The organism is Mesorhizobium sp. KR2-14, from assembly GCF_040049255.1.
GTDB lineage: Bacteria > Pseudomonadota > Alphaproteobacteria > Rhizobiales > Rhizobiaceae > Pseudaminobacter.
Genome location: NZ_JBDZDR010000004.1, coordinates 405,293 through 424,684, shown reverse-complemented (window position 1 = coordinate 424,684; position 19,392 = coordinate 405,293). Strand labels below are relative to the sequence as shown.

General features: G+C 62.3%; 17 protein-coding genes. 4 read left to right on the top strand and 13 right to left on the bottom strand.

The window, feature by feature from the left end; genetic code table 11:
* Positions 1-41 precede the first annotated feature (41 nt).
* From ABLE86_RS14195 to ABLE86_RS14185, 3 genes are all read right to left on the bottom strand, one after another.
* A complete protein-coding gene (locus tag ABLE86_RS14195) occupies positions 42-923 on the bottom strand; it encodes a carbohydrate ABC transporter permease (RefSeq protein WP_348779599.1) in 882 nt (293 codons plus the stop codon).
* Positions 920-1,801, bottom strand: a complete 882-nt coding sequence (locus tag ABLE86_RS14190; protein ID WP_348779598.1) for a sugar ABC transporter permease — start codon at positions 1,799-1,801, stop codon at positions 920-922. Before ABLE86_RS14190 ends, ABLE86_RS14195 begins: the two co-directional genes overlap by 4 nt.
* A 139-nt stretch (positions 1,802-1,940) precedes the next feature.
* Positions 1,941-3,194 (bottom strand): ABC transporter substrate-binding protein, encoded by a 1,254-nt coding sequence (locus ABLE86_RS14185; RefSeq protein ID WP_348779597.1) that lies wholly within the window; start codon positions 3,192-3,194, stop codon positions 1,941-1,943.
* A 231-nt stretch (positions 3,195-3,425) separates the two neighbouring features.
* On the opposite strand from ABLE86_RS14185, the gene ABLE86_RS14180 reads away from it, so the two are divergent.
* Positions 3,426-4,475 carry a LacI family transcriptional regulator gene (locus ABLE86_RS14180; RefSeq protein ID WP_348779596.1) on the top strand — a complete coding sequence of 350 codons (1,050 nt, stop codon included), beginning with the start codon at positions 3,426-3,428 and terminating at the stop codon, positions 4,473-4,475.
* 97 nt (positions 4,476-4,572) lie between these two features.
* Entirely contained in the window at positions 4,573-5,397 is an 825-nt protein-coding gene (gene mazG, locus ABLE86_RS14175; protein WP_348779595.1) for a nucleoside triphosphate pyrophosphohydrolase, read from the top strand.
* An 8-nt stretch (positions 5,398-5,405) separates the two neighbouring features.
* On the opposite strand, the gene hflX is transcribed toward mazG, so the two are convergent.
* The 8 genes from hflX to dusB form a co-directional block, all read right to left on the bottom strand.
* Complete coding sequence (gene hflX / locus ABLE86_RS14170) at positions 5,406-6,803, bottom strand: GTPase HflX (RefSeq protein ID WP_348779594.1); 1,398 nt, start codon at positions 6,801-6,803, stop codon at positions 5,406-5,408.
* Positions 6,804-7,052 (bottom strand): RNA chaperone Hfq, encoded by a 249-nt coding sequence (hfq, locus tag ABLE86_RS14165; RefSeq protein WP_348779593.1) that lies wholly within the window; start codon positions 7,050-7,052, stop codon positions 6,804-6,806.
* Between the two features lie 284 nt (positions 7,053-7,336).
* Complete coding sequence (gene trkA / locus ABLE86_RS14160; RefSeq protein WP_348779592.1) at positions 7,337-8,713, bottom strand: Trk system potassium transporter TrkA; 1,377 nt, start codon at positions 8,711-8,713, stop codon at positions 7,337-7,339.
* 34 nt (positions 8,714-8,747) lie between these two features.
* Positions 8,748-10,109: a sigma-54 dependent transcriptional regulator gene (locus tag ABLE86_RS14155; protein ID WP_348779591.1), complete on the bottom strand. Its 1,362-nt coding sequence runs from the start codon at positions 10,107-10,109 to the stop codon at positions 8,748-8,750.
* The gene (locus tag ABLE86_RS14150; protein ID WP_348779590.1) at positions 10,099-12,351 is read right to left on the bottom strand and encodes a PAS domain-containing sensor histidine kinase; all 2,253 of its coding nucleotides are present in this window, start codon (positions 12,349-12,351) and stop codon (positions 10,099-10,101) included. Before ABLE86_RS14150 ends, ABLE86_RS14155 begins: the two co-directional genes overlap by 11 nt.
* A gap of 158 nt (positions 12,352-12,509) precedes the next feature.
* The gene (gene ntrC, locus ABLE86_RS14145; protein ID WP_348779589.1) at positions 12,510-13,964 is read right to left on the bottom strand and encodes a nitrogen regulation protein NR(I); all 1,455 of its coding nucleotides are present in this window, start codon (positions 13,962-13,964) and stop codon (positions 12,510-12,512) included.
* Positions 13,961-15,097, bottom strand: coding sequence for a nitrogen regulation protein NR(II) (locus ABLE86_RS14140; protein WP_348779588.1), 1,137 nt, complete (start codon positions 15,095-15,097; stop codon positions 13,961-13,963). The genes ntrC and ABLE86_RS14140 overlap by 4 nt, the downstream gene beginning before the upstream one ends.
* Complete coding sequence (dusB, locus tag ABLE86_RS14135; protein ID WP_348779587.1) at positions 15,094-16,104, bottom strand: tRNA dihydrouridine synthase DusB; 1,011 nt, start codon at positions 16,102-16,104, stop codon at positions 15,094-15,096. Before dusB ends, ABLE86_RS14140 begins: the two co-directional genes overlap by 4 nt.
* A gap of 169 nt (positions 16,105-16,273) precedes the next feature.
* Between dusB and ABLE86_RS14130 the strand changes: the two genes are divergently transcribed.
* Together ABLE86_RS14130 and ABLE86_RS14125 are read left to right on the top strand one after the other, a co-directional pair.
* On the top strand, positions 16,274-17,470 hold the full coding sequence (locus tag ABLE86_RS14130) for a bifunctional 2-C-methyl-D-erythritol 4-phosphate cytidylyltransferase/2-C-methyl-D-erythritol 2,4-cyclodiphosphate synthase (protein ID WP_348779586.1): 1,197 nt from the start codon (positions 16,274-16,276) through the stop codon (positions 17,468-17,470).
* Positions 17,467-17,952 (top strand): CinA family protein, encoded by a 486-nt coding sequence (locus ABLE86_RS14125; protein WP_348779585.1) that lies wholly within the window; start codon positions 17,467-17,469, stop codon positions 17,950-17,952. Before ABLE86_RS14130 ends, ABLE86_RS14125 begins: the two co-directional genes overlap by 4 nt.
* Here ABLE86_RS14125 and ABLE86_RS14120 read toward each other — a convergent pair whose 3' ends face one another.
* Positions 17,953-18,414, bottom strand: coding sequence for a type II toxin-antitoxin system RatA family toxin (locus ABLE86_RS14120; protein ID WP_348779584.1), 462 nt, complete (start codon positions 18,412-18,414; stop codon positions 17,953-17,955). It lies immediately after the preceding gene.
* Positions 18,414-19,391: a lipoyl synthase gene (gene lipA / locus ABLE86_RS14115; RefSeq protein ID WP_348779583.1), complete on the bottom strand. Its 978-nt coding sequence runs from the start codon at positions 19,389-19,391 to the stop codon at positions 18,414-18,416. The genes ABLE86_RS14120 and lipA overlap by 1 nt, the downstream gene beginning before the upstream one ends.
* Position 19,392: the final 1 nt, after the last annotated feature.

Genomic DNA, 19,392 nt, shown 5'->3' with positions numbered 1-19,392 from the left:
GGATTTTCCGAAAACCGGATTCCACTTTTCGGTCCGATGCTCTAACCCTTCACCGCGCCGGCCATGAGGCCCCGCACGAAATACCGGCCCGACACGATGTAGACGACCAGGGTCGGCAGCGCCGCCAGGATCGCGCCGGCAAAATGGACGTTGTATTCCTTCACGCCGCTCGAGGACGACACGAGGTTGTTCAGCGCCACTGTCATGGGCTGCGACTTGAAATCGCCGAAGGAGGCGCCGAACAGGAAATCGTTCCAGATGTTGGTGAACTGCCAGATCACCGTCACCACGATGATCGGCGCGGAGGACGGCAGCAGGATGCGTCGGAAAATCTGGAAGAAGCTGGCGCCGTCGATCTGCGCGGCCTTTACCAGTTCGGTCGGAAAGGCGGCATAGTAGTTGCGGAAGAACAGGGTTGTGAAGCCGAGGCCATAGGCCACATGGATCAACACCAGCCCGCGCGTCGTCCCGGCAACGCCGAGCATGCCCAGGATGCGGGCGGCGGGAATGAGCGCGATCTGGAACGGGATGAAGCAGGCCAGCAACATCAGCCCGAACACCAGATTGTCGCCCCTGAAACGCCATTTGGTCAGGACAAAGCCGTTCAGCGCTCCGAGGAATGTCGAGATCGCCACCGCTGGCACCGCCATCAGGATCGAGTTGATGAAATAGGGTTTCAGGCCGGTCGCCTGCACTCCGATCTGCGCCGTCGACCAGGCGGTGAACCATGGATCGAGCGTCACTTCTCTCGGAAAGGCGAGCATGTTGCCTTCGCGGATTTCGGAGAGCGGCTTCACCGAGTTCACGATCATCACGTAGAGCGGCAGCAGGTAGTAGATCGCAAACAGCACGAGCACGATATAGATCAGCCCGCGCGTCAGCCTGTTGACCTGCGTCGCGTTGTCGGATGAAGGCAGGCTCATTGGCGCGGCCCTCCCCGCAGTTCCGAATAGAGATATGGGACGATGATGGAGAAGATCATGATCAGCATGATCACCGCAGACGAGGCGCCGATGCCCATCTGGTTGCGGGTGAAGGTGTAGGAATACATGAAGGTAGCCGGCAGTTCGGTCGCCTGCCCCGGCCCGCCGCCGGTCAGCGCCACCACCAGGTCATAAGACTTGATGGCCAGGTGGGCGAGCACCACGAAGGCCGACAGGAAAACGGGCCGCATCAGCGGGATGATGATGCGGCGATAGATGGTCGTGGTCGAGGCGCCGTCGATCTGGGCCGCCTTGATGATCTCGTTGTCCACGCCGCGCAGGCCCGCCAGGAACATCGCCATGACGAAGCCCGACGACTGCCAGACCGCGGCCATCACAACCGTGTAGATCGCCAGATTGCGGTCCTTGATCCAGGTGAAGGAGAAACTCTCCCAGCCCCACATCTGCATGGTGTGCTCGAGGCCAATGCCCGGGTCGAGGAACCACTTCCACGCGGTGCCAGTGACAATGAAGGACAGGGCCATCGGGTAGAGATAGATCGGGCGCAGAAAACCCTCTGCCCTTATCTTCTGGTCGAGCAGAATGGCCAGGAACAGGCCGAGCACCGAGCACACCGCGATGTAAAGCACACCGAAGATCGCCAGGTTGGTCAGCGCCCGCCACCAGTGCGGTAGCTTCCACAGCTTCGCGTAGTTCTCGAAGCCGACCAGCCCGTAGGAGGGCAGCATCTTGGAATCCGTCAGCGACAGATAGCCGGTGTAGAGAATGAAGGCATAGACGAAGAGCAGGACCATCGCGAAGCTGGGCGCGAGCACCAATTTCGGCACGATGGACTGCAACTGATTGCGTGTCGGCATTATGCGTTATCCCGCAAACGGCGGCATCTGCCACCGATATTGCGCGCTGGAACAGGAGCGGCCGGACGGCTGCACGGCGCTCTCTCAAAGTTGCCGGCGGGTGCTAAAGACATCGCCCCCGCCGGCAGGCCCCCACGCCTTATTGTGCGGCCGCAACCGCGGCAGCGAGTTCGGCCGGCGCGTCGTCCGTCGACAGGTCGCCGTTGAAGTGTCGCGTGACGACGTCGTACATCGCATTTTTGATCGAGGCCGGCACGGAATGGCCGTGGGCCATGGAGCCGAACAGCGTGCCCTTCTCGTTGGCCTCGGCCAGGTCGGCCATGCCCTTCTTGCCGCAATCGTCGAAGTCTGTGTTCGGCACGTCGGTGCGTGCGGGCACCGAGCCCTTCACCACGTTGAAGGCCGACTGGAACTTCGGGTCCTCGATGGCCGAGGCCATCATGAGCTGCGCCTTCTGCTTGTCCTCACCGACCTTGAACATCATGAACTGGTCGGAGTTGAAGGTGACAGCGCCCTGAGTGCCGGGGAAGCGGATGCAGACAAAGTCGGTGCCCGGCTTCTGGCCGGCCTTGAGGAACTCGCCCTTGGCCCAGTCGCCCATCATCTGCGCGCCGGCCTTGCCTTCGATGACCATGGCCGAAGCCAGGTTCCAGTCGCGGCCGGAGAAGTTGTCGTCGACATAGGAGCGCAGCTTTTCCATGCGGCTGAACGCTTCCTTCATCTTGTCGCCGCCCAGCGCCGCGGGGTCGACATCGATCATGGATGCCTTGTAGAAGTCGGTGCCCAGCGACAGCACCACCGCGTCAAACAGGGTCGCGTCCTGCCAGGGCTGGCCGCCATGGGCGAGCGGCGTGATGCCGTTTGCCTTCATCTTGTCGAGCATGGCGACGAACTCGTCCCAGTTCTGGGGCTCCTTGCCGCCGGCGGCATCCAGCGCCTTCTTGGAGATCCACACCCAGTTGGTGGAGTGGACGTTCACAGGCGCTGCGATCCACTTGCCATCGAATTTGGAAAAGTTCTGCAGCGCGGTCGGGATCACCTTGTCCCAGCCTTCCGCATTGGCGACTTCGCTCAGGTCGCCCACGACGCCCTGCTTGGCCCAGTCGGTGATGTCGAAGCCCAGCGCCTGCACGGCCGTAGGCGGGTTGCCTGCGGTGACACGGGCGCGCAGCGCGGTCATGGCCGCCTCGCCGCCGCCGCCGGCGACCGGCATGTCGGACCAGGTCACGCCCTTGGATTCGAGGTCCTTCTTGAGCACGTCCAGCGCAGCGGCTTCACCTCCCGACGTCCACCAGTGCAGAACCTCGACATTGTCGGCCGCCTTTGCGGCACCCGAGGTAATTGCGATAAGCGCGACACTCGCAGCAAGCTTTGTAATCGTACGCAGTGACATGAAAACCTCCCCTATGACATGGCGACAAAATGCGCCAGCTGTGAATTTATAACGATATAAATCAGGTTGGTGTCAAGGTGCGCGGCCGCGCGCACTGTTTCCGCTCAACGTCATCTTGGCGGCGAGCCAAGAGCTGCTGTAAAGAGGGCGCCTCCCAGTCTTTTAATGTCGTTTGGGCGGATTTATAACGTTACAAGCGCGTAATTCGGCAGCATTGATGAGGCACGACGGATGGACGGTACGGACAGAGGCGGGAGACGCGAGACAGGTGATGACGCGGTGGCCAAGCCTACGCTTCGCACGATCGCGGAGCTGACCGGCCTGGCCGTGACGACCGTATCGCGGGCGCTGGGCGGCGCGCCCCAGATCGCCCTTGAAACGCGCCAGAAAGTGCAGCGGGTTGCGGAAGAGATCGGCTATCTGCCCGACCGTGCCGCGCAGAGGCTGCGCACAGGGCGCACGAATGTCATCACGCTCGTGCTCGATCCCCATGAAGAGATACTGGGCTTCAGCACGTCGTTGATCCGCGGCCTGACGGAGGCGCTGCGCAACACGGCCTATCACCTGGTGGTCACGCCGCATTTCGCCAATGCGCCGAGCACCGATCCCGTACGCCATATCATGCGCAACCGCATGGCGGACGGCATCGTCTTCTCGCGCACCGAACCATTCGACGAACGCGTGAAGCTGCTGCTCGAGCACGACTTCCCGTTTGTGTGTCACGGGCGCACCGAGCTCGGCACCCCTCATCCCTATGTGGATTTCGACAATTACAGCTTCTCCTACGAAGCAACGAAGCGTTTGATCGGAAGCGGCCGCAAACGGCTGGCGATCATCATGCCGCCGCGCCGTTTCACGTTTTTCCAACACGTTCAGTATGGTTTCATGAGCGCTGTACGCGAATCTGGCGTCTCCTTCGAACTGGCGGAAGGCGTCGACCTCGACAGCTCCGCAGCAGACATCCAGGCACAAGTGTTCCAGCGCTTGGGCGAACCCAATCCGCCCGACGGCTATGTCTGCGGCGGCGAGGTTTCCGCGCTTGCCGTGATGGCCGCAATCAGCGATCGCGGGCTGAACCCGGGCCGGGACATCGGAATTGTCGCCAAGCGCACCTCCGGGCTTTTCAACCTCGTACGCCCCCAGATCGACACGATCTACGAAGATATTACCGATGCTGGCTGGCAGATGGGGCGCGCTCTGCTGGCGGCAATAGCCGGGCGCGATCCGAACGAGTTGCAGATCCTGCAGAAGCCAGAACTCAATTTTGTTGCGACGACATGAGCGATCGGCTTTAACCCCTCCAATCATCGATGATGACCGGCGCCAGCGGCAAACACGCCCGGCCGAACATCCGCTGTAACAGGGCTAGTACACGGCCATGAAGCCATCCAAAGACATCTCGCGGCTGATTGAAATCATGGCCGCGCTGCGCGCACCGGTCACCGGCTGCCCGTGGGACATCGAGCAGAATTTCCAGACTATCGCGCCCTACACAATCGAGGAAGCCTATGAGGTCGCCGACGCAATCGCGCGTGGCGATTTCGACGACCTGCGCCAGGAACTGGGCGATCTTCTTCTACAGGTGGTCTATCACGCGCAGATGGCCAAGGAGGCCGGCGAGTTCGATTTCGGCGATGTGGTGGAGGCGGTCACCACGAAGATGATCCGCCGCCACCCGCATGTCTTCGGCGACGAAGAGGCGCGCGGCGCCGGCATGGCCAAGGGCATGTGGGAATCGATCAAGGCGGAAGAGAAGGCCGAGAAGCGCGAAGCGCGCTTGGCTCGCGGCCAGGATCCGGAGGACCATGGCAGTGGGTTTCTCGACGGCGTTCCCGTCGCATTCCCGGCGCTCACACGTGCGTTGAAGCTACAGGAAAAGGCGGCGCGTGTCGGCTTCGACTGGAAGGAGGCTGCACCGATCCTCGACAAGATCGAGGAAGAGATCGGCGAGCTTCGCGAAGCGATGGCCAGCGCCGACCAAGCCGCGATCCAGGACGAATTCGGCGACGTGCTGTTCGCGCTCGTCAACTTCGGGCGCCATCTGGGAATCGATTCGGAGGCCGCACTGAGCGGCACCAACGAGAAGTTCCGCACGCGCTTCCATCATGTGGAGAGTGCGCTGGAAAAGTCTGGGAAGAGGTTGCAGGAGGCAACGCTGGAGGAAATGGAAGCGCTCTGGCAGCAGGCAAAGGGCGCGAAGTAACGCGCGCCCTACCCCTTGTTGTGACGTCTTAATCTGGCTTCGATCTCCTCGCATGCAGCCGCCGTGGCCTGCATGGAAATCGTCACACTGCCGTCCTCGTTGTCAGCGCGTTTGACGACATCGCCGTTCCGATAGAGCCAGTCGATCAAACCAAGCTGGTCGGGCGCAAGCTCGACCGTTATCGGCTTCAACTCTCCCGACAATCGCTCTTCGATCAGCGCCCCCGTGAGTGTGTCGATGCCCTCGCCTGTTATGGCGGAGACGGCGATCGGCGGCGCAGGCTTTCCGCGCTCGCTCTCGGCCAGAAGACGCGCGCGATTGCCTTCGTCCAGGCGGTCGATCTTGTTCCAGACCTCGATGATTCGCATGTCATCCGCGGGATCGACGCCGAGATCGCCAAGAATGCGCTCTACGTCCTCCGCCTGCGCGGCAGTGTCCGGGTCTGAAATATCGCGCAGATGGATGATCAGATCGGCCTCAACCACCTCTTCCAGCGTGGCTCGGAAGGCGGCAATCAAATGAGTCGGCAGATCGGAGATGAAGCCAACCGTGTCGGACAGGATTATCGGCGTGCCATGTGGCAGGCGCACCCGGCGCAAAGTCGGGTCGAGGGTGGCAAACAGCATGTCCTCGGCCAGCACGCCTGCTCCGGTCAGCCGGTTGAACAGGGTGGACTTGCCGGCATTGGTGTAGCCGACGATCGCAACGACCGGAAACGGCACCTTGCGGCGCTTGGCGCGATGCAGGTCGCGGGTGCGGCGCACCGTCTCCAACTCGCGCTTGAGCTTGATGATCTTTTCCTGAAGCGCACGACGGTCCGCTTCGATCTGCGTTTCGCCGGGGCCGCCGAGGAAACCGGCGCCGCCGCGCTGGCGCTCAAGGTGGGTCCAGCTGCGCACCAGCCGGCCCTTCTGGTAGTTGAGATGAGCGAGATCGACCTGCAGCGTGCCTTCCTTGGTGCGCGCACGCCGGCCAAAGATTTCGAGAATCAGGCCGGTGCGGTCGAGCACCTTGGCGTTCGTCGCCTTTTCCAGATTGCGCTGCTGCACCGGCGTAAGCGGGTGATCGACGATCACCAACTCTGCATGGGTCTCCTTGACCACCTCGGCAAGCTCATCGACCTTGCCGCTGCCCAGCAGGGTGGCCGGGCGCGGGTCGTTCACCGTCACGACTGCGGTGTGAACCGGATTGAGATCGATCGCGGCCGCCAGACCTACCGCCTCTTCGAGGCGAGCCTCGGACGAGCGCGTCATGCGGGGGCGATTCGAATCGTCCTCCCCGCGCGGCTGGCGCGTTAGAACAGGTACGACAACAACAGCGCTTGTCAGCTTCTCACCGGGGGTGAGACCCGGGCCATTGTTCCCGGGCCTGCGCTCGCCGTTTCCGGCGTTCTTGTCTTGGGCCAATCAGGCTCCCTGAGAATTTTCCTCACCATCGAACATCTGAACCGGCTGGCTCGGCATGATGGTAGAGATTGCATGTTTGTAGACGAGTTGTGAATGCCCGTCGCGGCGCAGCAAGACACAGAAGTTGTCGAACGAGGTCACAACGCCTGTAAGCTTGACGCCATTAATGAGGAAGATCGTGAGTGGGTTCTTGCTCTTACGAACAGAATTCAGGAACAGATCCTGGAGATTTTGCGTGCGTTCCGCCATTTTTCTTATCTTTCTCGACCCCGTCGATTTGCCGGCCACTGCGCCAAAGTTACAAGCCTGTGTCAAGCGTGCAAACCGCCCCTTGCCGCGTCTGCGACAAGCAGAACGAGTTGTATCAAAGTAATTCCACTTATGCGGTTATCAGGCCGGCGTTTCTTCTGCAACGCCAAAAATTCCGGTTGCGACAAAAGTTTGAGCACAACCATCTGCAATTTTCGGCCCGGCCGGAGAATCCTGAGCGTGTGCGTAAAACGCCATGACAATACCAGTTTACGTTAGGAAAATCAGAAGAATTCGAGGCTGACGCGGAACATCTGCTCCACCTGCCGCACCGCTTCGGCAAGCGCAAATATGACCACCCGGTCCTTTGGCTGAATTTTCGATCCGCCGCTGGGCTTGATCACCTGGCCATCGCGGTAGATCGCGCCGATGCGAATGCCATGCGGCAGGTTGAGGTCGCGCAAGTATGCCCCCACCAGCGGCGAGGTCTCCAGGGCCTCGGCCTCGATGATCTCCGCCGCGCCCCGCTGAACGCTGTGCACGGCGCGGATGCGCCCACGGCGAACGTGCTGTAGCACCCGCGAAATGGTGACGGCCCCTGGGTTCACATGCGCATCGATGCCGAGCGACTTGGTCAGATCCTGATAGGTCGGATTGTTGATCAGCGCCAGGTTGGCCTTGCAGCCAAGACGCTTGGCCATGACGCTGGACAGGATGTTCACCTGGTCGTTGTTGGTCAGCGCGACCATGAGGTCCGCATCTTGGATGTCCGCCTGCAAAAGCAGGTTCTGGTCCAGAGCGCTGCCGCTAAGCACCACGGTTCGACGAAGCTCGTCGGCAACGGTGATGGCACGGTCGCGGTTTGCTTCGATGATCTTGATTTTCGTGCGCGACTGCCGCTGCTCGATCATCTTGGCGACGTAGAGGCCGACATTGCCGCCGCCGGCAACGACGATTCGCGTGGCCTCCTGTTCCTCATGGCCGAAGAGGCCAAGGGTGCGGCGCACCTGGTCCTTGGTCGTCACCACATAGGCGACGTCTTCCGGTTCGAGACGATCAACCGAGCGCGGGATGAACAGCTTGCCAGCCCGCACGATGCCGACAACCGTCGATGGCAGGTCCGGGAACAGATCGGAAAGCTGTGAGAGAGGCGTGTGGACGACCGGGCAATCCTCCAGGCACTCGATCGCCACCATCGCGATCTTGTTCTCGGCAAAGCTCACCACGTCCATTGCGCCAGGAATGGCGATGCGCCGCAGCACCATCTCGCCCACTTCCATCTCCGGCGAGATGATGACGTCGATCGGCAAGTGCTCGCGCGAGAAAAGGTCCTGATAGTGCGGCCTGAGATACGACTGGGCGCGGATGCGCGCAATCTTCATCGGCACGTTGAAGAGCGCGTGCGCCACCTCGCAGGCGACGATATTGACCTCGTCGTAGAGTGTGACGGCGATGATCATGTCGGCGTTCTGCGCCCCGGCTGCCTCCAGCACCTCCGGGTGCGAGCCGTGGCCAACGAAGCCACGCACGTCCAGCGCGTCCATTATAGCGTGAATCAGTTCCGGCGACGTGTCGATGACCGAAACGTCGTTCTTCTCAGCGGCAAGCCGCTCGGCAATGCCGTAGCCGACCTGCCCTGCCCCGCAGATAATGACACGCATCTAAACCGCCGACCGGATATGCGAATGAAACAAGCTAAACCCCGAGCGACTTCAGTTTGCGATGTAGCGCCGAACGCTCCATACCAATGAACTCCGCGGTGCGCGAGATGTTGCCGCCGAAACGGTTGATCTGCGCGATCAGATATTCCCGTTCGAACATCTCCCGCGCTTCGCGAAGCGGCAGCGCCATGATGTGCTGGTCCGACTGGCTGGGCGCGCGCGGCATCACGTCGCCAATCTCCGCCGGCAGCAGGTCGGCAGTGATCGGTGTATCCGCGCCGTCGCCGCGCACGAGAATCATCAAGCGTTCGATGTTGTTGCGCAGCTGCCGCACGTTGCCCGGCCAGTTGTGCGCCTGCAGAACCGCCATTGCATCGTCGGCGATGCGGCGCGGCTTGATGCCGGCTTGCCGCGCGTACTGCTTCATGAAGCCGTCGACGAGATAGGGAATATCCTCGCGCCGCTCTGCCAGCCCGGGCACCACTACAGGCACCACCGCAAGCCGGTGATAGAGATCCTCACGGAAGCGCCCCTCGGCGATCATTGCCTCCAGGTTCTGCGCGGTTGAGGAGATGATTCGCACATCCACCTTCACACGCTTGGTACCGCCCACCCGTTCGAATTGCTGGTCGACCAGCACGCGCAGGATCTTGCTCTGGGTCTCGCGCGGCATGTCGGCCACCTCGTCCAGGTAGAGGATGCCACGGTGTGCTTCCTCCAAAGCGCCGACCTTGCGCTCGCCGCCATTGGATTCTGTGCCGAAAAGCTCGATCTCCATGCGCTCGGGCGTGATGGTCGCGGCATTGACCGAGACGAAGGGCCCGTTCTTGCGCGACGACATCGCGTGGATCGCGCGTGCCACCTGCTCCTTGCCCGAACCGGATGGGCCGACAATCATGATGCGGCTGTTTGTCGGGGCCACGCGCTCGATGGTCTGGCGCAAATGGGTCATGGACGACGACATGCCGATGAGTTCGAACGAGTCGCCGGTGCGCATCTTCAGGTCAGAGACCTCGCGCTTCAGCTTCGACGTCTCCAGCGCCCTTTCGGCGATCAGAATCAGCCGGTCGGCCTTGAACGGCTTTTCGATGAAGTCATAGGCACCCCGCCGTATCGCCGAAACCGCCGTCTCGATGTTGCCGTGGCCCGAAATCATCACCACCGGGAGGTTGGGGTGCATGACCTTGATCTCGTCCAGCAGCGCCAGGCCGTCCAGGCGCGACCCCTGCAGCCAGATATCGAGGAACACCAACCTGGGAACACGGTCGGCAATTGCCGCCAGCGCGCTGTCGGCGTCGTGCGCCGTTCGCGTTTCATGGCCTTCATCGCTCAGGATACCGGCGACGAGCTCTCGAATATCTTCTTCGTCATCGACGACAAGAATGTCAGATGCCATTACCGACCTTTTCAGTTTTCACTTCGTTCTCAACACTTACTTCGCCGCGCTGCGGCGTCGGGGCTTCGGCCGTCGAAGGCAACAGTATGCTGACCATCGCGCCCCGACCCTCGTAGAAATCGGCCGGTGCGTCATGGAGCTCCAACCGGCCGCCGTGGTCTTCGACGATCTTTTTGACAATCGCGAGGCCGAGGCCGGTGCCTTTCTCGCGCGTGGTCATATACGGCTCGAGCAATCGCTGACGATTTTCGCGCGGCAAGCCCTTGCCGTTATCCATGACATCGATACGGAACATGGAGCCGTCGCGCCGCGCCTGGATGCGGATAGCACCCTTTTCCCCGTTCTCGCGTTGGGCCGATTCGATCGCCTCGGAGGCGTTCTTGATGATGTTGCCGAACGCCTGGGAAAGAAGGCGGCTGTCGAATGTGCCCTTGAGGGGCTCGGTGCCGAAATCGCGTTCGAAGGCGATTTCCGACCGGCTGACTTCGACCAGGAACGAAGCCTCGCGAAGCGGCTCGCGCAGGTCGATGTTCTTCATCTCGGGCTTCGGCATGCGCGCGAAGGCCGAGAATTCGTCGACCATGCGACCGATATCTTCGACTTGACGGATGATGGTGTCCGTACACTGGTCGAACACCTCGCGATCCTCGGTGATCACCTTGCCGTAGCGCCGGCGAATGCGCTCAGCCGAGAGCTGGATCGGTGTCAGCGGGTTCTTGATCTCGTGGGCAATTCGGCGGGCGACGTCGGCCCAGGCGGAAGACCGCTGCGCCTGCAACAGGTCGGTGATGTCGTCGACCGTGACGACATAGGACTTGTCCTGCTTCTCGCCGTCGCCTTCCTCGATCGTCACCTGCACATTGAATGTGCGCTCCGCCCCGGCCCTGTAGAAAGTGACCTGCTCGCGGTAAACGTGCTTTCTTGAGGTGCGCGCGATTTCAAAGACGCGGCCCACATGCGGCAGGATCACCGAGAGGTTCTGCCCCACCGAAGCGTCGGCCGAGATTGCCAGCATGGTTTCGGCGGAGTTGTTGACGATGGTGACGGTGCCGAACGGATCGACGCCGATGACACCTACGGTAACGCCCTCGAGCACGGCCTCCGAGAATCGACGCCGTTCGTCGGCTAGGTCCTTGGCTCCCAGGATTTCATCGCGCTGCGATTTCAGCTGCAGCAGCATCTTGTTGAACGTGTTGCCCAGCGAGGCGACGTCGCCATCGGAGGGGCGCACCGGCACGGAAACGTCCAGGTTTCCGGTGGCAACCTCATCGGCCGCGCCGATCAGCTGGCGGATCGGTCGCACGAGCCTGTCGGCAACCGCGATGCCGGTCCAGATTGCGGAGAGAACAACGATCAGCGTGAGCGACAGATAGGGAAGCGCGATTGCCACCTGCGACGTGCGCCGGTTGGCTTCCAGCCCCCTGTATTCGTCCGCATTGGCGCGAACGATCTCGCGCGCCTTGATGACCTCGGGGTCAACCAGCCGCATCGTGTAGAGATAGAGTCCGTCGAGCTCACGCAGCTTTATGATGGCGCCCACAATATTGCGCGTGCGCGGCTCGATCAGCACCGGCTTGCCGTCCGCCGCCGTCTCCACCGCTCCCGCGGGCGGTTCGGGCATGGCAAACTCGGCCGGCGTCTGCGCAGTCATGACGAATGAGCCGTCAGCATTGATCAGAGCGGCATGGGCCAGCGCGCGACCCACGGCCTGCTGGCTCATGAAATTGCGGAACCCGGTGCGGTCGAGATTGTAGAGCGTGCGCGCATTGTCCAGGTCATAGGCCATGGACAGCGTGGTACCTTGCAGGTTGCGCGCATTTTCCTGGACATACGCGTCAGCGATCGAAAGCGAATAGTTGACGATCGTCTTGGTCCGGATTTCGAACCAGCGGTCGAGACCGATGTTGAGCGTGATGGAGGCGATGACTGCCACAGTGATGGCGGGGATGGCCGCAACCAGCGCGAACATCGTGACGATGCGCACATGCAGCCTGGATGCAGCCTTTCCGACGCGCCGTGCCGAGAGGATGCGGTGAACTTCCCGCACGATCAGGCCGACAAGGAACAGGATGAAGGCGGCATTCACACCGATGATGATCAGCGTGATCGTCTCATTCGGTGTCAGCGGCGTGGCCCCGACCAATATCGCGAAGGAAATCGCCGCCGTCAGCAGCGCGCCGACGATGGCCAGGATGCCGGGCAGAGCGAGCAGGCGCCGCCCTTCCACGCTTGCCTCTGGCACGACCGTTGTCCGCCCCGATTTTTTCGCCTGATTCGCCATGCCACCGCTACAAGACCGCAATTGCGTCGACCTATGCAACGCATTGTGGCGATTATGCAACAAGAGCGGTCAGCCGCCGAAAAGATTGGCGCGGATTTTTTCGATATCCCCCGGAGAAATCAGTTCTGCTTGGAATTGCGATAAACGTTTACGCCAAGTTCACGGATTTTCTTGCGCAAAGTATTGCGGTTGAGACCCAGCAACTCCGCCGCCTTGATCTGGTTTCCCCGGGTCGCCGTCATCGAGGCGAGCACAAGAGGATACTCCACCTCCGCCAGAATGCGCTCATAAAGGCCCGGCGGAGGCAGGTCACCGGAGAAAGACGCGAAATAGCGCTGCAGGAACATCTCCACGGCCTGTCCGATCGACAGCTCATGCGGAACTGCCCCGCCTTCCGCGGTCGGCTCCGGGCTGGTGCGCAACTCGGATTCGATGATCTCCGTGGAAATTTCATCCTGCGGATAAAGCGCGGCCAGGCGCCGGACAAGATTTTCCAGCTCGCGCACATTGCCGGGCCACGGATAGCGCTTCATCAGTTCGAGGCCGCCGCCGGAAATTCGCTTCGCCTGCAATCCCTCGCTCTCGGCGCGCTTGAAGAAATGCCGGACGAGGTCCGGAACATCCTCCGAGCGTTCGCGCAGGGGGGGCAGGCGCAGCGGCACGACGTTCAGGCGGTAGAACAGGTCCTCGCGGAACAGCCCCTGGCTGATACCGGCGCGAAGGTCCTTGTTGGTCGCGGCAACGATGCGCACGTCGGTCTTGATCGGCGTACGGCCGCCAACGGTGGTGTACTCGCCCTGCTGCAGCACGCGCAGCAGGCGCGTCTGCGCCTCCATCGGCATGTCGCCGATCTCGTCCAGGAACAGCGTGCCGCCTTCCGCCTGCTCGAATCGGCCTGAGTAACGGCTTTGGGCCCCGGTGAAGGCGCCCTTCTCGTGGCCGAAAAGCTCCGACTCGATAAGATCGCGCGGGATAGCCGCCATATTGATGGCAACGAAGGGCCCGTTGCGGCGCCGGCCAAATTCGTGCAGGGCACGGGCAACGAGTTCCTTGCCGGTGCCGGATTCGCCCGAGATCATCACCGTCAGATCGGTCTGCATCATGCGTGCCAGCATCCGGTAGATGTCCTGCATCGCCGCAGAGCGCCCTATCAGCGGCATTGCCTCCGCTTGTTCGTCGCTGCGCGTCTCGAGCTTCGGCTGCTTCGGCTCGGACAGGGCGCGATTGACGATGTTCAGCAGTTCGGTGAGGTCGAACGGCTTCGGCAGATACTCATAGGCGCCGGTTTCGGATGCGCGGATCGCCGTCATGAACGTGTTTTGCGCACTCATGACGATCACCGGCAGATCCGGTCGCGCCTTCTTAATGCGCGGCAGCATGTCGAAGGCGTTTTCGTCCGGCATGACGACGTCGGTGATAACCAGGTCGCCCTCGCCTGCCGCTACCCATCTCCATAGCGTGGCCGCGTTGGAGGTAACCCTCACTTCATGGCCCGAGCGCGACAGAGCCTGGCTCAGCACGGTGCGGATCGCAGCGTCGTCATCGGCCACCAATATGTTGCCGCGCAGCGTCATTCCCTGCCCCCTTCGTCGGTTTCGCCGCGAGGCAGGGACGTGTCCGCCCACGCCGGCATCAGCACCCGAAATGTCGCGCCCCGTGGTGTGGACTCGCATTCGATGACGCCGCCATGCTCGCCCACGATCTTGGCAACGAGCGCGAGCCCCAGGCCCGAGCCGTTGGGCTTTGTGGTGATGAAGGGATCGAACAGGATCGGCAGAATATCCTCCGACACACCGGGTCCGTTGTCATGCACGCAAAATTCGAGCGGCAGCGAAACGCGATCCTGCGACCCGGGTACCGAGACCCGCATGCCCGGGCGAAACGCCGTGGAAAGTGTTATCTCGCCGTTCGTGCGCGTACCGATGGCCTCGGCGGCATTCTTCACCAGGTTGAGGAACACCTGGATCAGTTGATCCCGATTGGCAAAGACGGGAGGAAGCGATGGATCATATTCCTCCAATATGTTGATCTTGCTTGCGAACCCGTTCCTCGCAATGGCCTTCACCCGATCCAGGACAACGTGAATGTTGACCGGATGGCGGTCGATCGGCCGCTCGTCCGAAAACACCTCCATGCGATCGACCAGCGCCACGATGCGATCCGTCTCTTCGGTGATCAGCCGGGTCAAGGCGCGATCGTCGTCCGAAACGACCGTCTCAAGAATCTGCGCAGCGCCGCGGATGCCCGAGAGCGGGTTCTTGATCTCGTGCGCCAGCATGGCGGCAAGGCCGGTGACTGAACGCGCCGCCCCGCGATGCGTCATCTGCCGGTCGATCTTGTCGGCCATCGAGCGTTCCTGGAACATCACCACCACCGAGCCTTGCAGTTCCGGCACCGGCGCGACATAGATATCGACGATCTTCTCGACGCCCAGGCGCGGCGAGGAAATATCGACCCGATATTCGTTGACCGGAGCAAGCCGCTCGCGCACCTGCTCGATGAGCGCCAGGATGGGGCTGCCGAAGGGCACGAAACGGTCCAGTGTCGTGCGGGCGAGCATGGCGGCGCTCACGCGGAAAAAGTCCTCGGCATCGGCATTGGCATAGGTGATGTGGTCGTCGGGGCCGATCATGATTACCGGACGGCGGATCGTGTTCAGCACGATCTGCGCGGCGTCGGCGAAGCGAGAGACATCATTCGCGCTCATGCGGCGTCCCTCGCATCGGCATCGGAGACTGCGAACGCCTCCCGCAGGCTGCGGATCACCGCCGACGGATCGAGCGCTGTCATCACGGCCTTGCGCAGTTCCGCCGAAGTCGCCTCCGCATGGCGATCGAGGTACCAACCGAGATGCTTGCGCGCCTGCCGCAAGCCGCTCTCCACGCCATAGAGCGCCAGCATGTCCTCGTAATGCGCGACGACATAGTCGGCCAGCTCCTTGGCTGCGCGCGGTACGCCTGCATTGCCCCCGGTGGCGATGGCGCCTGCCGTCCACGGCGCTCCATAGCTGGCGCGCCCGACCATGACGGCGTCCGCGCCGGACTGCGTCAGGATCTCCGCGGCATCGGCGGGGCTGCATACGTCGCCATTGGCCACAACGGGGATGGAAACCGCCTCCTTGACGCGTGCAATGGCACGCCAGTCGGCCTTGCCCTGATAGAACTGGCAGCGCGTGCGGCCGTGCACCGTGACCATACGGACACCGGCATCTTCTGCCCGCCGCGCCAGCACCGGCGCGTTGAGGGCCGCCTCGTCCCAGCCGAGCCGCATCTTCACGGTCACAGGCACATCCACCGCGCCGACAACGGCATCGATCAGGGACACGGCATGATCGAGATCGCGCATCAGTGCCGAGCCGGCATAGCCACCGGTCACCTTCTTTGCGGGACAGCCCATATTGATGTCGATGATGTCGGCGCCTTCGCCGGCGGCGATACGCGCGCCCTCGGCCATATGTTTCGCTTCGCGGCCGGCAAGCTGCACCATGTGCACCGGCAGGCCGGAATGACGAATGCGCCGCCCAGATTCGGAATGCCCCTTTGCAAGCTCGCCGCTCGCAACCATCTCCGACACGACAAGCCCGGCACCATGCGCATAGGCGCGTTTGCGGAAGGCGTCATCGGTGATGCCAGACATCGGCGCCAGGAAAACCCGATTACGGATTTTCACGCCGCCAATTTCGAGCGGTTCCGCGTGGGTTGGGATTTCTGGCATGCACAAATACCGAGCAATATTCCTGTATGCTTATTTTCTAAACAGTTCGCACCTATTGTGCAATGCGGGAAAGTGGCGCGGACAAGGCGCCGGCGGGAAAAGTCTGGCCTTCCACGCGGGCTGCGACTAAGCCTCAGCCATGGAAAAACGCGAACCGGAATCGTCAAACATGCCAGCCTCCACCGCCGTGGTGATTGTTGCCGCCGGCCGTGGCGAACGTGCTGGCCAGGCGGATGGTCCCAAACAATATCGCAATATCGGCGGCCGGGCGGTTCTTGCCCGCACGGTTGCAACTTTTCTTGATCACCCCGGCATCGGCGCCGTCGCTGTCGTGATTCACCCCGACGACGGCGAACTGCTGCGCGCAGCCTTGGGCGAACTCGCCGATCGGGTCATAGTGGTGCATGGCGGAGCAACAAGGCAGGATTCGACACGCCTGGGCCTTCTGGCTCTGGGCGAGCATCGCCCCGCTAAGGTGTTGATCCATGATGGCGTGCGTCCTTTCGTCGACGCCTCGCTCATCGACCGCGTCATTTCTGCCATCGACGGAGGTCACGGCGCGCTGCCTGCCCTGCCCGTTTCGGATACTCTGAAGCGCGAGGCGGCGGACGGCACGATCGCTGAAACCGTTGCGAGGGCCGGGCTGCATGCCGCGCAGACGCCACAGGGCTTTCCATACCAGGCGATCCTCGCAGCACACCAGCAGGCCCATGCACAAAGCCGCAACGACTTCACCGACGATGCGGCGATTGCCGAATGGATCGGCATGCCGGTGCGTATCGTGCCCGGCCTGCCCGACAATGTGAAACTGACCTGGGCAAGGGATATCGCCATGGCCGACCAACGTCTTTCCGCCTCGAACAGCAGCTTTCCGGACGTGCGCACCGGCAATGGCTATGACGTGCATTGCTTCGAGCCGGGCGATCATGTGACGCTGTGCGGTGTCGACATTCCCCACAGCAAGAAGCTCTCCGGCCATTCCGATGCGGATGTGTGCCTGCACGCGCTGACGGATGCCCTGCTGGCGACAATCGGCGCAGGCGACATCGGCACCCATTTCCCGCCTTCGGACCCGCAGTGGAAAGGTGCTGCCTCGCGCATCTTCGTAGAACACGCCGTCAAGCTGGTGCGTTCGAAGGGCGGTCGCATCGCCAATGCCGACATCACGCTGATCTGCGAGGCCCCGCGCGTCGGACCGCATCGCGAGGCCATGACGGCGGCGCTTTCCGACATGCTCGGTATCGACCAAGGCCGCGTTTCGGTCAAGGCGACGACGAATGAGCGGCTTGGCTTCGTCGGCCGCGAGGAAGGCATCGCGGCAATCGCCACGGCAAGCGTGGTCTACCCCGGAGAACTGCCCGAATGAACGAGTTGCGCGAACTCGCCGACAGTTTCCTGAAGGCCTGTGCGCGCCACGGCATCATGGCGGCGACGGCCGAGTCCTGCACGGGCGGCATGATCGTAGCCGCCCTGACCGACATTCCGGGTTCTTCGGCCGTGGTTGACCGCGGCTTCGTCACCTATTCCAATGAAGCCAAGATGGACATGCTGGGCGTTTCCGCCGCCACGCTGCAGGCGCACGGCGCGGTATCGCGCGAAACCGCGCTGGAAATGGCCGCTGGCGCCTTAGCCAACTCCCGCGCGGACATCGCGCTCGCCGTCACCGGCATTGCCGGTCCAGATGGCGGTTCGGCAGAAAAGCCGGTCGGGCTTGTCTGGTTTGGGCTGGCGCTGCGGGGCCAGCCGACCATCGCGGAGAGCCGCGTCTTTCCGAATGAAGGGCGCGATTTCATCCGCCACCAGACGGTGCGGACCGCTCTTTCCATGGGCCTGAAGGCCCTCGGCTGATCAGGCCACCTTGGCCGGGCCGTAGATTTCGGTCGCGCGCTTTTCGAACGCCTCCACAAACATGCGGAAGGCGCGGTCGAACATCGCCCCCATCAGCGCACCGAGAACGCGGCTCTTGAACTCGTAATCGATGAAGAAATGGATGTCGGTCGCGCCGACGTCAGCGTCATCGAAGCGCCAGATATTGGTCAGATATTTGAACGGACCATCGAGGTACTTCACGTCGATCGTATTCTCGTCCGGCTTCAGGTGGACCTGGGTGGTGAAGGTCTCCCTTATCGCCTTGTAGCCCACGGTCATGCTGGCGACGAGGACGGTGCGGCCGTCGCGCTCCTTGCGCGAACGCACGGTCAGCCCCTCGCACAAAGGCAGGAACTGCGGATATTTCTCCACGTCCGCAACCAGCGCAAACATCTGGTCCGGCGCGTGGGACACTCGGCGTATGGTCTCGAATTTTGGCATCAGTCGGAAGCTTTGGCAGTCTTCCTGAGATGCTCTTCGCGGGCGGCGCGCAGCTTTGCGAAGTCGTCGCCGGCATGGTGCGACGAACGCGTCAGCGGGCTCGAAGCGACCAGAAGGAAGCCCTTGGTCATGCCGATCGTCTCGTAGGACTTGAATTCCTCAGGCGTGACGAACTTCTTCACCGCATGGTGCTTCTTGGTCGGCTGCAGGTACTGGCCGATGGTCATGAAGTCGACATCGGCGCTGCGCAGGTCGTCCATCAGCTGCAGCACTTCGTTGCGCTCCTCGCCGAGCCCGACCATGATGCCGGACTTGGTGAAGATCGACGGGTCGAGTTCCTTCACCCGCTGCAACAGGCGGATGGAGTGGAAGTAGCGCGCGCCGGGCCGCACGGTCAGGTAGTTCGACGGCACGGTCTCGAGATTGTGGTTAAACACGTCGGGCTTGGCCGCCACCACGATCTCCAGCGCGCCGTCCTTGCGCAGAAAGTCCGGCGTCAGGATTTCGATGGTGGTCGCGGGGTTCAGGGCACGGATGGCATAAATCACATCGGCGAAATGCTGTGCGCCGCCGTCCGCCAGATCGTCGCGGTCGACCGAGGTGATGACAACGTGCGAAAGCCCCATCTGGGCTACAGCCTTGGCCACGCTCTCAGGCTCGTTCGGGTCGAGCGGCAGCGGCTTGCCCGTCGCCACGTTGCAGAAGGCGCAGGCGCGGGTGCAGATCTCGCCCATAATCATGAAGGTGGCGTGCTTCTTTTCCCAGCACTCGCCGATATTCGGGCAGCCCGCCTCCTCGCACACCGTCACCAGCTTGTGCGACTTCACGATCTCTCGCGTTTCCATGTAGCCCTTGGACACCGGCGCCTTGACGCGGATCCAATCCGGCTTGCGCAGCACCTCCTGGTCGGGCCGGTGGGCCTTTTCCGGGTGCCGCACGCGCTGTGGGGCCGAAACGAAATCGAGCACTGTAACCATG